This window comes from Hymenobacter segetis (genome assembly GCF_038448715.1).
GTDB classification, from domain to species: domain Bacteria; phylum Bacteroidota; class Bacteroidia; order Cytophagales; family Hymenobacteraceae; genus Hymenobacter; species Hymenobacter segetis.
This window is the reverse complement of sequence record NZ_JBCEVZ010000034.1, coordinates 12127-27577: the sequence shown is the minus strand read 5'-3', so window position 1 is coordinate 27577 and position 15451 is coordinate 12127. Positions and strand designations below refer to the sequence as shown.

Here is a 15451-nt window from a genome sequence, read left to right as displayed (position 1 = left end):
TATGCATATTTCAACCAAATACCGCCGTTTTATCCCCATACTGCCGCTTTTGGCGCTGCTCGGTTGCTCCGGCAACCCCAGTACCAAAGCTGCACCCGAAGCCCCCGGCGTGCTGCCCGGCCCCATTGCCGGCACCAGCCAGACCCAGCTTTCCAACGGCTGGAAACTCAGCCCCGCCGGCACCACCACGCCCCTCGGCGACCTCCCCCTGAGCCTGCAAATCAGCCCCGACGGCCGCCTGGCCGCCGTAACCAACGCCGGTTGGGGCGAAAACTCAGTGCAGCTTCTGGATGCCGCCACCGGCCAGGTGCTCGATACCAAAGTGGTGCCCGCCGCCTGGGCCGGCCTCGCCTTCGCGCCCGATGGCCGCACGCTCTACGCCTCTGGCGGGCAGCACAACCGCATTCACTGCTTCCGCATCGAAGGCCAGAAACTACAGCCCGATAGTGCCTTTGTGCTGGGCCAGAAATGGCCGAAACAGAAAATCGGCGTAGCCGGCCTCGCCGTCGATGGCCGCCACAACGTGCTCTACGCCGTGACCCGGGAGGACAATTCTCTGTACACCTTCGACCTGAAAACGCGCCGCATCCTGCGCACCCTCAAGCTGCCCGCCGAAGCCTACGGCACCCTGCTCAGCCCCGACGGCACCAGGCTCTACATCACCCTCTGGGGCGGCCACGCGGTGGCGGTTTACGATACCGAAAAGCAGCAATTACTGGCTTCGATTCCCGTCGAAAGCCACCCCAACGACCTCGCCCTGACCCGCGACGGCCGCCGCTTGTTCGTGGCCAATGCCAACAGCAACTCGGTTTCCGTCATCGATACCCGAGTTGGCCTCGTCATCGAAACGCTGAATACCGCCCTGTTTCCTGCCTCGCCCGCCGGCAGTACGCCCGATGGCCTGACCCTGAGCGCCGATGACTCCCAGCTATTTATTGCCAACGCCGACAACAACTGCCTGGCTGTGTTCGACGTGCGCGAGCCCCGCGCCAGCCGGCCGCTGGGCTTCATCCCCACGGGCTGGTACCCCACGGCGGTGCGCGTGGTTGGCAATCAGCTCCTGATTGCCAACGGCAAAGGCAGCACCTCGAAACCCAACCCCGACGGCCCCAACCCGGTGCGCGACGATGGCGAAAAAGGCAAAGGCTACATCGGCGGGCTGCTGCTCGGCTCGCTCTCGCGCCTGCCTGTGCCCGATGAAAAAGCCCTGGCCGCCTTCTCAGCCCAGGTTTACGCCAACACGCCCTTCACCAAAACCCGCGAAACCGCGCCCGATGTACCCGCCGGCAGCCCCGTGCCGCAGCGCGTGGGGGAGGCTTCGCCCATCAAGCACGTGTTCTACATCATCAAGGAAAACCGCACCTACGACCAAGTGCTGGGCGATTTACCGGCTGGCAACGGTGACGCCAGCCTCTGCCTCTTCCCCGAAAAGGTGACGCCCAACCACCACGCCCTGACGCGGGAGTTTGTGCTGCTCGATAATTTCTATGTGGATGCCGAGGTGAGCGCCGACGGCCACAACTGGAGTACCGCCGCCTACGCGACTGATTTCGTGGAAAAAAGCTGGCCCGGCAACTACAGCGGCCGGGGAGGCGAGTACGATTTCGAGGGCAACCGCGGCGAAGTAGCCGAGCCCAAAGACGGCTTCCTGTGGGACTACTGCCGCCGCGCCGGCCGCAGCTTCCGCAACTACGGCGAGTTTGTGTACAAGGGCAAAGCCAGCCTGCCGGCCATCGCAGGCCACTTTTGCGAAGCCTATGCCGGCTTCGACCTGCATGTGCGCGACGTAGACCGGGAGAAAGTATGGGAGCAGGATTTCGACCAGTTGGTGGCCGCCAACCAGCTGCCCGACCTCAGCATCATCCGCCTGCCCAACGACCACACTTTCGGCGCGCGCAAGGGTGAATTCAGCCCTCTGAGCTACGCCGCCGACAATGACCTCGCCCTCGGCCGCCTCATCGAGCACCTCTCCAAAAGCCCCGTCTGGAAAGAATCGGTGGTGATGGTAGTGGAAGACGACGCCCAGAACGGCCCCGACCACATCGACGCGCACCGCTCCACGGCCTACCTCGTGGGGCCGTATATCCGCCGCCACGCCGTGGTGCACACCGCCTACACCACCTCCGGGATGCTGCGCACGCTGGAGCTCATCCTCGGCCTGCCGCCCATGAGCCAGTACGATGCCGCCGCCCTGCCCCTCTGGGCCTGCTTCACCCCAAAACCCAACTTCAAACCCTACGCCCTGCGCCCCGCCACCACCCCGCAGGACGTGCGCAATACCGCCTTCAACGCCCCCGCCCGCCGCTCCCTCAAGTTCGACATGAGCCGCGAAGACGCCGCCCCCGACCTGGCTTTCAACGAGAATATCTGGCAGGCCATTCGGGGCGAAAACAGTCACATGCCCGCCCCGCGTCGCGCCGCTTTTCTGCGCGAGGCGAAGGCGGAACATGGAGAAGAAGAGGAAGGCGATGATGACTGAGCGAAAACTCCCCTCTTTACCAAGGAGGGGACGCTGCCGCGAAGCGGCAGCTGGGGTGGTTGTAGGCGTTGAATGGTAGCTGGAATACGTCCGAACGAAACCTGGGCGAAGCTGTTCAACGCCACAACCACCCCCGTTTCAGCTTCGCTGAAACATCCCCTCCTTGGTAAGGAGGGGAGTTTACCGCCAACTTCCCCCCGCCCATGCAGCTCAAACCCCTCTTCACCTTCCTCACCGCCCTCACCAAAAACAACGACCGGCCCTGGTTTCAGGAGCGCAAAGCCACCTACGACCAGCTCCGCAAGCAATTCGAGGAAGATGCCGAATTCTGGTATCAGGAACTGGCTAAGCTAGACCCGGGCATCGCCGGCCCCGCCGGCCGCAAAAGCATCTTCCGCATCTACCGCGACGTGCGGTTCAGCAACAACAAAGACCCGTACAAGACGCATTTTTCGGCCTACTTCACCGCCAGCGGCAAGGATATTGAAACGCCCGGCTACTACGTGCAGATTGGTCCAAATGGTAACACGCTCATCGGCGGCGGTTTTTATATGCCCGATAAAACGCAGCTGGCCGCCATTCGCCAGGAAATTGACTACAACGCCGACAAGCTGAAAGCCATTCTGGCCGCGCCCGATTTCCAGCGCTACTTCGGCTCCATGAGCGGCGATAGGCTCAAAAAATCCCCCGCCGCCTATTCCGTCGACCATCCCGAAATCGAGCTATTGAAGCACAAAAGCTTCACCGCTACTCACCTGATGACCGATGCGGAAGTGCTAAGCCACGCCGACTTTCGTGCCCACGTGGTGAATGTATTTGCAGCGATGGTCCCCTTCTGCCAGTTCCTGCGCGGCGCGATTGAGGCGTAGCGCGGACTTTTAGTCCGCGAATTCAACGATTCCATTCGCGGACTAAAAGTCCGCGCTACATCACCAGCCGATGGTTTCCTCCTCGTGGCCGGCGCGGAACAGCGCGCTTTGCTTCTTGCCGTTGGCCTCGATGTTTACGATGTTCATCTGGTCGGCAAAGGTGTCGAGCAGCATGGCCTGACGCAGCTTCACGGCCGTGACCGGGCCCGGCAGGGGGACTTTGCAATAGAACCAGCAGCCGTCGTTTTCGGCTTGCATGCCCAGCACTTGCAGCAGCAGGGGCTTGCCGCTCGTCACGCTCACCTGCAAAGTGCGCTGGAAGTACGCCGTGGCCAGCACCAGCGGGCGCGGCCCCGCATCGGTGAGGTTCACACGGGTGGGCTGGCCCTGCGAAATCGCCTTTTCGAAGTCATCAACGAAGACTTTGACCGAAATCTCCAACTGCTTTTTGGCCGCGTTGTAGCGCAGCTCCGTGATGGTGGAGTGGTAGGCGTGGAGCGCCGGCGCGGCCCCGGCCAGCGGAAACAGCAGCAGCGCAGCGGCGAGAAGGGTGAGCAGGCGCATGGGAAAGAAACTGATTGAGTGAAAAAAAGAACGTCATGCTTCGACTTCGCGCAGCATGACGTTCTGGATAACCTATCGGTTCCGTTTAGTGGAACAGCTTCATCACCTGCTTGAACACGATGACATACGCCATCAGAGCCAGAATCAGGACCGTGCCCACGCGCTGGGCACCTTCCAGAAACTTATCCGACGGCTTGCGGCGCAGAATCATTTCGTAGAGAAGGAACACCACGTGGCCGCCATCGAGGGCCGGAATGGGCAGCAGGTTCATGAAAGCCAGCACCATGCTCAGGCCACCGGCCAGGCCCCAGAAATGCTGCCAATCCCAGATGCCACCGAACTGCTGTGCGATTTCAACCGGCCCGCCCAGGCTTTCCGAAGCCGAAGCTTCGCCCTTGAAAATCTTGCCGAAGGCGCGCGCCTGCAAGCCAATCACCCCAAACGCCTTGCTCACGCCCTGCGGAATGGACTCGGCCAGCGTGTACTTGCGGGTGCCGAGCTGCAAAGTCGATTTGCGCTCAAACCCGATGCGGCCCGAGCTGGTGACGGTAATATTCAGCGTGAGGGGCTGGCCGCCGCGCTGCACCATTACGGGCACGGTTTTGTCCTTGTTGGCCAGCAACACGGCCTGGAGCTCGTCGAAAAACTGCACCGGCTGGCCGGCCACGTTCGTGATGACGTCGCCCACTTGCAGGCCGGCTTTGGCAGCGTTGCCGCCCGGCGTCACGCGGTCCACGGCGAAGGTTTCGCGGGGGCGCACCAGCAGGCTGTCGGCGCTTTGCTTGCCAAATTTGTCGAGGAAGTTTTTCGGGATTTTGATGTCGGCCAACTGGCCGTTGCGCTCCACGGTGTAGTAGGAGTTGTCGCCCATGATGACCTCGGGCTTGTACACGTCATCAAATTCATCGAACGGCCGGCCGTTGATTTTTACGATTTTATCGCCGGTGCGGAAGCCGATTTCGCGGCCCAGGCCGTTGGGCAAGATGCCGTAGCGGGCCTCCGAAGCCGGCAGAAACGTGTCGCCATAGTGAAACGTCATTGCCCCGAAAATGATGATGCCCAGAATCACGTTCATGATGATGCCGCCGAGCATCACCAGCAGGCGCTGCCAGGCGGGCTTGCCCCGGAATTCGTCGGGCTGCGGCGGGCCGGCCAGGGCCGAGGCGTCCTGCGTCTCGTCAATCATGCCGTGAATCTGCACGTAGCCGCCCAGCGGAAACCAGCCAATGCCATATTCCGTCTCGCCAATCTTCTTTTTCAGAAGCGCGAAGTTGGCCACGTTGGGCATCGGAAACAGAAAGTCGAAGAAGATGTAGAACTTATCGACCCGGATTTTAAAGAGCTTGGCGAAGGCGAAATGGCCGAATTCGTGCAAGCCAACGAGGATAGAAAGGGCCAGCACAAGCTGGCCAATCATGGTGAGGATAGCCAAGGGGGAAATTGAATTATGAATTAGAAATTATGAATTATGAATTGGGAAATACGAATCGAATTGAGAAGCCATAAGCTGCCTGGAGCAGCTAAGCGCAAACTCATAATTCATAATTTCTAATTCATAATTAATTGCGCAGCAATCCGCCGCGTTTCCGCGTCGGTAGCCACCAGGTCGGCCAATATCGGCTCTGCAAGGTACGATACCCGCGCCAGGCACTCGGCCACGAGGTCCGACATTTGACGGAAGCCGACCTGCTCCCGCAAAAATGCGGCCACGGCCACTTCGTTGGCGGCGTTGAGGACGCAGGGCGCGTTGCCACCCCGCCGCATGGCCCCGAAGGCCAGCTCCAGGTTGGGAAACGCGGCCCGGTCGGGCGCTTCAAAGGTGAGCGTGGGGTAGTCGAGAAAGGAGAAGCGCGGGAAGGTGTTGGCCAGCCGCTGCGGGTAACCCAGCGCGTACTGAATGGGCAGCTTCATATCGGGCAGGCCGAGCTGGGCTTTCAGCGAGCCGTCCTCGAACTGCACCAGCGAATGCACGATGCTTTGGGGATGCACCACCACGTCAATCTGCTCATTGGTCAGCCCAAATAGCCACTTGGCTTCGATAACTTCGAGGCCCTTGTTCATGAGCGAAGCCGAATCGATGGTGATTTTGGCGCCCATGTCCCAGTTAGGGTGTTTCAGGGCCTGGGCCTTGGTCACGGCCTCCATTTGCTGGGCGGTGCGGCCCCGGAACGGGCCACCCGAGGCCGTGAGAATGATTTTCTCGATGGGGTTGGCATCCTCGCCCACCAGGCACTGGAAGATGGCGGAGTGCTCCGAATCGACGGGCAGCAGGCGCACGTTGTGCTGCTTGATGAGGCTGGTAATCAGCTCGCCGGCTACCACCAGCGTTTCCTTGTTGGCGAGGGCAATGTCCTTGCCGGCCCGGATGGCGGCCACCGTGGGCAGCAGCCCGGCGTAGCCCATGAGGGCGGTGAGCACGATGTCGATTTCGGGTCGCGTCACCACTTCGGCCAGGGCGGCGGTGCCGGCCAGGACTTCGGTTTCGGGCTGGTCGGCCAGGGCGGCCTTCAGGGATTGGTAGCAGCTTTCATCGCCGATAACCACGGCGGCAGGCAGAAACTCGCGGGCCTGCTGCGCTAGCAACTCCCACTGCCGCTGCGCACTCAGCACCGCCACCCGGAACCGGCCCGACTGCTGCCGCACCACTTCCAGCGCCTGCGTGCCAATGGAACCCGTCGCGCCGAGCAGCGCCAGCGTTTTTACCTTCTTTTCTTCAAGCATAATGATGAAACACGGAAACGGCGCAAAAGTACGCCGCCCCCGCGCTCACTGGCCTACACTCGTTTGAGCGTGGCCGTCACAAACTGGTCGACAATGCCCGCAATGGCCTTCACCTCGGCTACCACGGGCTCGGTGAGCTGGGCGGTGCCGCCGGGAGGCGTGGTGCGCTCGGCCAGGGCGGTGAGGCGGGAAAGCTGCCCGCCGATGGCCTGGTACACGGGGTTCCAGAGCACGGCGGTGCTGTCGGCGTGGGCACCCAGGATGCGGCGCAGCTCCAGTAGGCGCATCACTAGGCCGGCCAGCGTGGCCAGCAGGGCGCGCTCGACGGGCGAAAACTGCCGGGGCGGGCCGTCGTACACGCACAGCGAGCCGAGGTTGTAGCCCTCGGGCGTGCGCAGGTTGTGGCCGGCGTAAAAGCTCAGGCCCAATTGCTGAAGCAGGGAAATATCGACGCCGGGGGCGCTGGCCAGGTTCATGTTTTCATACACCGCCGTGTCATCCTGCAAAATGGTGGCCGAGCACATGCTTTGCCCGCGCGGCACGCGCTCAATGGCTACCGGCAGGTTGTAGGGTGCTTTCACCAGCACCTCATCTTTCTCCACAATGGACAGCATGGCGTTGGAAACGCCGAAGAGCCGGGCGGTGGCGGCTACCACATCATCCAGAACTTTTTCGCTGCGTGCATCCAGCAAATGGTAGCCTTCGAGGGCGTGGAGGCGGGCTGCGTCGTTGGCCGGTATCAGGGAAATAGAATTATCAACCAAAATAGAATAGGTAAAAGGGCGCGGCCAGTAAGAAGCAAATGGTTCTGGTGGGCCGGTAGGCAGGTGCGTACCGCCGAGCTGTCAGGTACTGCTTGTACCGCTGGCAGGGGGCCAGGGTTGCGCGATTGTGCCGTGAAGATGTAGGGGTTTTCAGCCCTAACCCCAACCAGCCCGGGATAATTCGGCGGGGAGCGGCAAACCGGGCGCTACTTGCGGCGCAGGGTGCCGGCCACCAGCTGGTCGAGGTTGGCCACGATGCTGCCGGCCTCTTGCGCCACGGCCGGGGCGAGCGGGCCATCGGGCGGTACCGTGTGCCGGGCCAGGTCATTGAGTACCGCCAGCTGCTCGCTCATGCTGCGGTAGATGGGACCCCACAGCAGCGCCGTGAGGCCGGAATGCGGCCCCATAATGCGTCGTAGCTCCAACAGGTGCATTACCAGAGCGGCCAGCTGGCTCAGCAGGTGGCGCTCGGTGGGCGGGAAGTGCCGGGGCGGGCCATCGAAGAGGCAGAGCGTGCCGATGTTGTGGCCCTCGGACGTGCGCAGGTTGTGGCCGGCGTAGAAATGCAGTCCCAGCTGCAGAATCAGGGAAATATCGACGCCCGGCGCACTTCTTTGGGTGAGGTCTTCGAATACAGCCGTCTCATTTTGCAGGATGGTGGCCGAGCACAGGCTTTGCTCGCGCGGCAGGCGTTCGAGGGGCACCGGCAGGTTGTAAGGAGCCTTGAGCAGTACCGTGGTGCCCTCCACCATGGTCAGCATGGCGTTGGAAACCCGGAACAGATGGGCGGTGGCGGCCACCACATCGTCGAGGATTTGTTCGCGGTGCGCGTCCAGCAGCTGGTAACGGCTGAGGGCCTGGAGGCGGGCCGCGTCATCGGCCGGAAGCAGAATGTTCGGTAGAGCAGTCAAGGCCGGGAGCTGAAGTGTGAATGAATGTACGCAAAATCGCCGGAAATGTGGTGGGGCAGCAGGAGCCGCCCAAGCGTGGCTGCTACCTTTGGCCCCGTGCCTGTTTCTTCCCCATTTGATTACGACGTGGCCATTGTCGGAGCCGGTCCGGCCGGTACCGCTTGCGCCCTGGCCTTGCGCCAAAGCGGCCTGCGCGTGGCCCTGCTGGACAAAGCCCAATTTCCCCGTGATAAAGTGTGCGGCGACGCCATTCCCGGCCACGCCTTCAAGGCCCTGCGCCAGCTCGACCCGGCGTTTGTGGAGGCGCTCTGGCAGCTCCAGCCGCGCGATGATGTGCGCGACTCCCGCTTGGTAGCGCCCAGCGGGGCCAGCCTCACGCTGCAATGGAAGCTGCCCAGCTTCAACAGCCCCCGCGAAACGTTTGACGCGGCATTACTCGAATTAGTACGAAAGAATTCGACCACCGAAATTCTCGAAAACACCGGCCTCAAAACCCTGCAGATTGAGCCCGACCACGCCCGCCTCACCACCACCGATGGTCGCGAAATCACCGCCCAGCTAGTTATAGGCTGCGATGGAGCCAATTCTGCCGTGGGCCGCAAGCTGCTGCCCGCACCGCTCGACCGCGCCCACCACTGCGCCGGCGTGCGGGCCTACTACGAAAACGTGGCCGGCGCCAGCAGCGGCACCACCGAGTTTTTCCTCAGCAGCGACTACCTGGCGGGCTACGTCTGGCTGTTTCCCGTGGGCGTGGGCCGCTATAATGTAGGCCTGGGCATGCTGTCTGAAGTGGTGGCGAAGCACAAAGTCGACCTCAAGGAAGTGATGACGAAAATGCTGGCCACGCACCCCGAACTGGCCGGCCGCTTTGCGGAGGCGCGGCAGTTGGGGCCCATTGTGGGGTTTGGTTTGCCGCTAGGTGGCGGACGCACGCGGCCCATCAGTGGTACGCGGTTCATACTGTGTGGCGACGCGGCTTCCCTGATTGACCCCTTGCAGGGCCACGGCATCGACACGGCTATTCAGAGTGGCATCCTGGCTGGGGCGCAGGCGGCGGCGTGCTTTGCAAAGCAGGATTTCAGCGCCGGATTTATGCAGGAATACGATGCCCAGGTAGCCCACAAAATCGGCCGCAAGCTGGCCAAAAGCTACCGCCTCATGCGCTTTCTCAGCAACAAGGCGTGGCTGGTGGACACGGCTGTGCGCCTGGCCCGCGTGCCGGGGCTGAAGCCGTGGGTGCAGCGGGCGATAGGGTAGGAGGCCGCGGCAACGGGCCGAAAATGAAGTATCTGGCCGGGCTATTCGTCGGTACCTGGCAAACCTCTTCAACCCCAACGCGCCCCAATGGCCTTCAGTGATATTGAGTACCGGGCGGTACCGCCGCCGCCAGCGCTGGCGGAATTTGTGGAGAGCTTCTGGATGCTCATCAATCATTCGGATGACGCGCAGCCGGTGGTTATCGTGCCCGACGGGCGCATTGATGTGTTTTTTGCCTTGTCGGCCACCGAGCCCTACCACGTTACGCTGCTGGGCCTGCAAAACCGGCCCGATGCCCAAACCATTCTGCCGCGTACCACCATGTTTGCCATTAGCTGGCGGCTGCTGGCGGCCGATTGCCTGCTGCCCGTGCCGGTGGCCGACTTGCTGGACGGCGGTTGCCACCTGCCGCCGGATTTCTTGGGCATGAGCGCCGAGGACCTGAGGGATTTCGATGGCTTCTGCGCCAGGGTGGCGGCCCGGATTACGCCCCTGCTGCCCGCCAAAATCGACCCGCGCCACCGCCGGCTATTCGACCTGCTCTACGCTTCCGACGGCGGCCTCACCGTGGAGGCGCTGGCCACGGCGGCGGGCTGGAGCAGCCGGCAAATCAACCGCTACTTCACCCGCCAGTTCGGCCTTTCGCTGAAGGCTTACGGCAACATTCTGCGCTTCCGGGCTTCGCTGCCGCAGCTGCGGGAGGGCCGGCTGTTTCCGGAGGAAAACTTTGCTGACCAGGCGCATTTCATCCGCGAAATCCGGAAATACACGGGCGTGGCGCCGAAGGAGTTAGCGCGGAACAAAAACGACCGATTTATTCAATTATCCGCTTTGCCGAAGAAATAATTTTGGCCTGAAATCAACCAGATAATTCAGCCATGTTACTTCGTAATAAGCAAGTTGCAATCGTGGGCGGTGGCCCCGGCGGCCTCACCCTGGCCCGCCTGCTCGAGCAAAGCGGCGCCTCAGTAAAAGTGTACGAGCGCGACCTCAGCCGCCACGGCCGGGTGCAGGGCGCCACCCTCGACCTGCACCACGAATCGGGCCTGGCCGCCCTGCGCGCCGCCGGCCTGCTCGACGCCTTCCGGGCCCATTACCGGCCGGGAGCCGACCGCCTGCGCCTCACCGACCAGCACGCCACCATCGTGCTCGACGACCACGCCGAAGCGCAAGCCGCCACGTTTGGCGACGCCCATTTCCGGCCCGAAATCGACCGGGGGCCGCTGCGCGAGCTGCTGCTCGACTCGCTGCAACCCGATACGGTGGTTTGGAACCGCCAGCTGGTAGCCATGCAGCGGCTGGGTGCGGGTTGGGAAATGACTTTTCAGGACGGCACCACGGCGGTGGCCGACCTCGTTGTGGGAGCCGATGGCGCCAATTCGAAAATTCGTCCGGTGCTGACACCCATCCGGCCTTTCTACTCGGGTGTGACGGTGGTGGAGGGTAGCCTGCCCAACTCGGCGCAGCACGCGCCCCGCCTGCACGAGCTGGTACGGGGTGGAAAAGTCTTTGCAATGGGCGATGTAAAAACCCTCATTATCAGTGCAAAGGGCGATGGCAGCCTGGCTTTTTATACCGGCTGCAAAACGACCGAAACCTGGGCTCGCAACAGCGGCATCGACTTCACAAGCGCGGCCGAAATGCTGGCCTGGTTCCGGCAGGAGTTTGCCGGTTGGGATGCCATCTGGCAGGAGCTATTTGCCAGTGAGGCTACGTATTGCGTGCCCCGCCCCCAATACTGCATGCCGCTGGACCAAACCTGGCCCGCCCAGCCCAACCTCACCCTGCTCGGCGACGCCGCCCACCTCATGCCGCCCTACGCCGGCGAAGGCGTGAATATGGCCATGCTCGACGCCCTCGAACTAAGCCAGTGCCTCACCAGCAACCAGTTCCCGGACCTGCAAGCCGCCATCGGCCACTACGAACAACACATGCGTGAGCGCGCCGCCACCGTCGCCGCCGAGACGTTGGAGCAAACGGAGGCCCTGCATTCGCCGGGAGCGTTGGCGCAGTTGGTAGGGCTGTTCAGCGGAGTCGCTTAGACCCGCGCTGAAATTCAGTCTGACGGGTTGCGTTCCACTCGCAATAATGGTTATCGCACGACCGGCCTCTCGAAATGGCCCATATTGTGCGCCGGACCATATTCCTGTTGCAAGAATGGCCGTGGCTAACAGCAAATGAGCGGGTGGCTTAGTAGCCACCCGCTCATCGGGTTCTTCAAATTTGGGCAAGAACCCGCCGATTCCAGACAAGCCCTGAACCGTGACTGGTCTGCCTGAAAAGCCTAGCGGCTTATTACCAAGCGCTTGGTTAGTACGGTATTGTCCGTGGTTACCTTCACCAGGTAGATGCCATTGGCCAGGGTGCCGGCCGCAATGTCGACCGATACGGGCTGGCCGCTGGCGGCACGGCCGGTGCTCAGGGTGCTAATCCGGGAGCCTTTCATATCGTACAGCGCAACCGTGTAGGCGCTGGTTTGCGCCATGCTGAAGGCCAGCACTGCGCTGCCCTGGCCCAGCGGGTTGGGGTGCAGGGTGCCCGTGGCCAGCGCCGTGGCGGCCGTCGTGGCCGTGGCGATGCTGCCGCAGCTGGTGCCCACGATGTAGGTGTGCGGGGTGGCAGCCGAGTTGTTCTGCGGCCCATTAGCGCCCACTTGGTAAGTGAAGTACACGCTCGTGACCACGCCGGTGGCAATGGCCTTGGTGAAGGTAAAGTCGCCGGCGGCATTGCGCGTCATGGGGTAGCCGGGGTAAGCCCCTACGCTGCCTTCCCGGATGTAAATCAGGGCCAGGTTGCCGCCTGCCGTGGCCCCAATGGGGTGGAAGGTGTAAGTCACGTCGGGGCCAATGGTTTCGGCGCGGAAGCTGTAGTCGGCGGTGGTGGCGCACGAGCCGTCGGTGCTGCGCACCATGATGGTCACGGCGGCCGAGGTGGCGGTGGTGCCACTGTTGTCGGTGGCCACGGCCGTCAGAATGTAGGTGCCGGTCACCACGCCCGTCCAGGCGTATGTGTAGGGCGCGGTGAGGTCTTCGCCCAGCTTGGTGCTGCCCTGGTAGAATTCGACTTTGCTCACCGTGCCGTCGGCATCTGCCGCCGTGGCAGCCAGGTTCACGGTGGCCGGTGAGGTAAAGGTGGCCGTGGCCGTGGGTGCGGTCAGGCTCACGGTAGGCGGGGCGTTGTTGGGGCCGCCGCCGGTGCACAGCGTGCCCACGGTGTAGCTATGCGGGGTGCTTTGCGTGTTGTGCTGCGGGCCGCCTGCGCCCACCTCATAAGTGAAGTAGAAGGTGGTGACCACGCCGGTGGCAATGGGACGGGTGAAGGTAAAGTCGCCGGCCGCGTTGCGCACCATGGTATAGCCGGGGAAGGCCCCCACGCTGCCCTCGCGGATGAAGATGATGGCCAGGTTACCGCCCGCCGTGGCGCCCAGCGGATGGAAGGTGTAGGTCACGTCGGGGCCGCTGGTAAATACCTCGTAGCGGTATTCGCCGTTGGCGGCCGTGTTCACGCACGGAATGGCCCGCACGGTCAGTGCTACCGCCGCCGAAGTGGTGGCGTAGCCATCAACCGCCGTGGCTTTGGCCGTGAGCGAGTACGCGCCCGGCCCGATGCCGGTCCAGGCGTAGGAGTAAGGGGCGGTGAGGTCTTCGCCCAGCTTGGTGCTGCCCTGGAAGAACTCCACCTTGGCAATGGGGCTGTTGGTGTCGGCCGCGTCGGCCGTAATGGTCACGCTGGCCGGGGCCGTCAGGCTGGTGCCACTGGCCGGGGCCGTGATGCTCACCGTGGGTACAATGGGGTCGGCCACGGTAATGCTCACGGCCGCCGAAGTGGCGGTGAGGCCGCCGGTATCGGTGGTGCGGGCCGTGATGCTGTAGCTGCCCACTGGCGCGCCGGCCCAGGTGTAGCTGTAGGGCGCGGTGAAGTCGGTGGCCAGCAGCGTGGTGCCCTGGAAAAACTCCACCTTATAAATACCCCCGCCGGTATCGGTAGCATCGGCGCTGAGCGTGATGCTGGCGGGTGTGAGGAAATTGGCATTGGCTGCGGGCGCAGTCAGGCTGACGGTCGGGGCCGTGTTGCCGGCCGCCGCCACGTACACCGTCACGGGGCTCGACGTGGTGGTCGCGCCCTCGTCGTCAGTAGCTTTAGCCGTGATGACGTACACCCCGGCCGGTGCCCCCGTCCAGGTATATACATAGGGTGCGGTGAGGTCTTCGCCCAGCTTGGTGGTGCCCTCGAAGAACTCCACTTTACTCACCGTGCCGTTGGCATCGGCCGCCGTGGCGGTGAGAGATATGCTGGCCGGCAGGGTGATAATGGCGTTCGGGGCCGGGGCGGTCAGGCTCACCGTGGGGGGCGGGTTGGCCGCCACGCCGCCGGTGTAGCGCACGTCGTCGAAGTAGAAATCGGCCGGGCCGGTGGCCGGGTCGCCGGCAAACATAAACAGCCCGTTCATCGACACCAGGTCGATGTGCATGCCCATGCTAGGCTGATTGAAGGTGCTGAGCGGAATCGTGACCTCGTGCCAGCTGCCGTCGCGCACCAGGCCGTACTGGGTCGAGCCGGCCGGGAAATTCACCCAGCTCTCGCCGTGGCCGCTTTTCACGCCCACCTTAAACTGCCCGGTATAAGTCGTCTTGAACTGAAACTTCAACGAGCCGTTGGCGAAATTGCCCAGATTTTTCACCACGTTGTCGACCCCCATGCCGAACCAGTTGCCGGCGTTGGCGTGCACCGCCAGCACGTCCTGCCCCTCGAAGGGCACCGGTGCGGGCGTGGTGATATTGGTCAGGTTGTTCCAGTAGTAGAGGTTGGCATCCACGCCGTCGAAGGCCAGCTTATCGGTAATGGTGGTGCGCTCCGACAGCACGCCGTAGTCGCCGGCAAAGGCATGGTTCTTACCGATATATAGCTCGTCGCCGGGGTTCTGGTACAGGCGCAGGTAGTCGACCAGCATGGCCGAAGGCAGCGGGGCCGTGATGTCGCCAGGGCTCATCTTGCCCGTGTACACGCCGCCCACGGCCAGGTTCAGCAGGATGAACTCGGGCCGGTGAAACTCCTCCATGTCGGGGTCGGTGATGTTCTGGCTGAAATACTGCACGTTATCAATGAATACCTTGATTTCGGTGGCCGTCCACTGCAGCTTGTATACATGGTAGACATCGGTGAGTGGGGTAGTGCTCTGGTGCAGCTGGCTCACGAAATCGTGCGCGCCGTTGTTCTGCCAGTGTAGGGCAGCGCCGGCCCAGTTGTTCACGTTGCTGGGGTAGGAAGCTGCGCTGCCCATCTCCATCATGTCGATTTCGCCGCTGGCAGGCCAGTTGCCGGTCGCGCCCAGCATCCAGAAGGCTGGCCACAGCCCGTTTTGCAGGTTCGTCACCTTAATGCGGGCTTCCAGGGTGCCGTATTTGAAGTGCACGCGGCCCAGCGTTTTCAGGCGGGCCGAGGTAAAGTCCTTGCCCTGAAAGGCTTCGCGCTTGGCCTCGATGCGTAGGTTGCCGTTATCGATGCGAGCGTTGTCGGGCCGGCTGGTGTAATACTCCAGCTCCTGGTTGCCCCAGCCACAGAGGTTACGCTCACAGCCATCGCCGAAGTCAAACGTCCACGTATCGGGGTCGATGGTCGTGCCGTTGAAGTTCTCTTCCCAGACGAGGGTTTGGGCCGAAACGGCCCGGCTGCCGAGGCATAGCAGCAGGAGCAGCAGCCACCGGCCGGCAGTGCGTGAAGCGCCAAGAGGGTAATGGAATAAATTCATCAGCAATTGTGGGTGGGAAAAAAGAGATGAGAAACTGAAAAAAAAATGAGCGGAGATTGGAAAAAAACACTTGAGCAGGTTGCCATGAACGGTGTGGCAGAGGCTCCGATGGGAAGTATTTTGTTTTATGATTATTC

11 protein-coding genes are annotated in these 15451 nt (G+C 62.6%); 5 read left to right on the top strand and 6 right to left on the bottom strand.

Annotation, left to right across the window (positions count from 1 at the left end; translation table 11 throughout):
* Positions 1-49 precede the first annotated feature (49 nt).
* Positions 50-2479, top strand: a complete 2430-nt coding sequence (locus AAFH49_RS13970; protein WP_342299057.1) for an alkaline phosphatase family protein — start codon at positions 50-52, stop codon at positions 2477-2479.
* Between the two features lie 203 nt (positions 2480-2682).
* Entirely contained in the window at positions 2683-3348 is a 666-nt protein-coding gene (locus AAFH49_RS13965) for a DUF2461 domain-containing protein (protein ID WP_342299056.1), read from the top strand.
* A 60-nt stretch (positions 3349-3408) separates the two neighbouring features.
* Here the strand turns inward: AAFH49_RS13965 and AAFH49_RS13960 are convergent, their stop codons facing one another.
* From AAFH49_RS13960 to AAFH49_RS13940, 5 genes are all read right to left on the bottom strand, one after another.
* The gene (locus AAFH49_RS13960) at positions 3409-3912 is read right to left on the bottom strand and encodes a DUF6702 family protein (protein ID WP_342299055.1); all 504 of its coding nucleotides are present in this window, start codon (positions 3910-3912) and stop codon (positions 3409-3411) included.
* Between the two features lie 85 nt (positions 3913-3997).
* Positions 3998-5344: an RIP metalloprotease RseP gene (gene rseP, locus AAFH49_RS13955; protein ID WP_342299053.1), complete on the bottom strand. Its 1347-nt coding sequence runs from the start codon at positions 5342-5344 to the stop codon at positions 3998-4000.
* Between the two features lie 116 nt (positions 5345-5460).
* Positions 5461-6633, bottom strand: coding sequence for a 1-deoxy-D-xylulose-5-phosphate reductoisomerase (locus AAFH49_RS13950; RefSeq protein ID WP_342299052.1), 1173 nt, complete (start codon positions 6631-6633; stop codon positions 5461-5463).
* A gap of 53 nt (positions 6634-6686) precedes the next feature.
* The gene (locus AAFH49_RS13945) at positions 6687-7397 is read right to left on the bottom strand and encodes a GAF domain-containing protein (RefSeq protein WP_342299050.1); all 711 of its coding nucleotides are present in this window, start codon (positions 7395-7397) and stop codon (positions 6687-6689) included.
* A gap of 206 nt (positions 7398-7603) precedes the next feature.
* Positions 7604-8308 (bottom strand): GAF domain-containing protein, encoded by a 705-nt coding sequence (locus AAFH49_RS13940; RefSeq protein ID WP_342299048.1) that lies wholly within the window; start codon positions 8306-8308, stop codon positions 7604-7606.
* A gap of 96 nt (positions 8309-8404) precedes the next feature.
* On the opposite strand from AAFH49_RS13940, the gene AAFH49_RS13935 reads away from it, so the two are divergent.
* From AAFH49_RS13935 to AAFH49_RS13925, 3 genes are all read left to right on the top strand, one after another.
* Positions 8405-9565, top strand: a complete 1161-nt coding sequence (locus AAFH49_RS13935) for a geranylgeranyl reductase family protein (protein ID WP_342299046.1) — start codon at positions 8405-8407, stop codon at positions 9563-9565.
* A gap of 87 nt (positions 9566-9652) precedes the next feature.
* A complete protein-coding gene (locus AAFH49_RS13930; protein ID WP_342299044.1) occupies positions 9653-10411 on the top strand; it encodes a helix-turn-helix domain-containing protein in 759 nt (252 codons plus the stop codon).
* Between the two features lie 32 nt (positions 10412-10443).
* A complete protein-coding gene (locus AAFH49_RS13925) occupies positions 10444-11607 on the top strand; it encodes an FAD-dependent oxidoreductase (RefSeq protein ID WP_342299043.1) in 1164 nt (387 codons plus the stop codon).
* Positions 11608-11849: 242 nt separating this feature from the next.
* On the opposite strand, the gene AAFH49_RS13920 is transcribed toward AAFH49_RS13925, so the two are convergent.
* Positions 11850-15314, bottom strand: coding sequence for an Ig-like domain-containing protein (locus AAFH49_RS13920; protein ID WP_342299042.1), 3465 nt, complete (start codon positions 15312-15314; stop codon positions 11850-11852).
* Positions 15315-15451 lie beyond the last annotated feature (137 nt).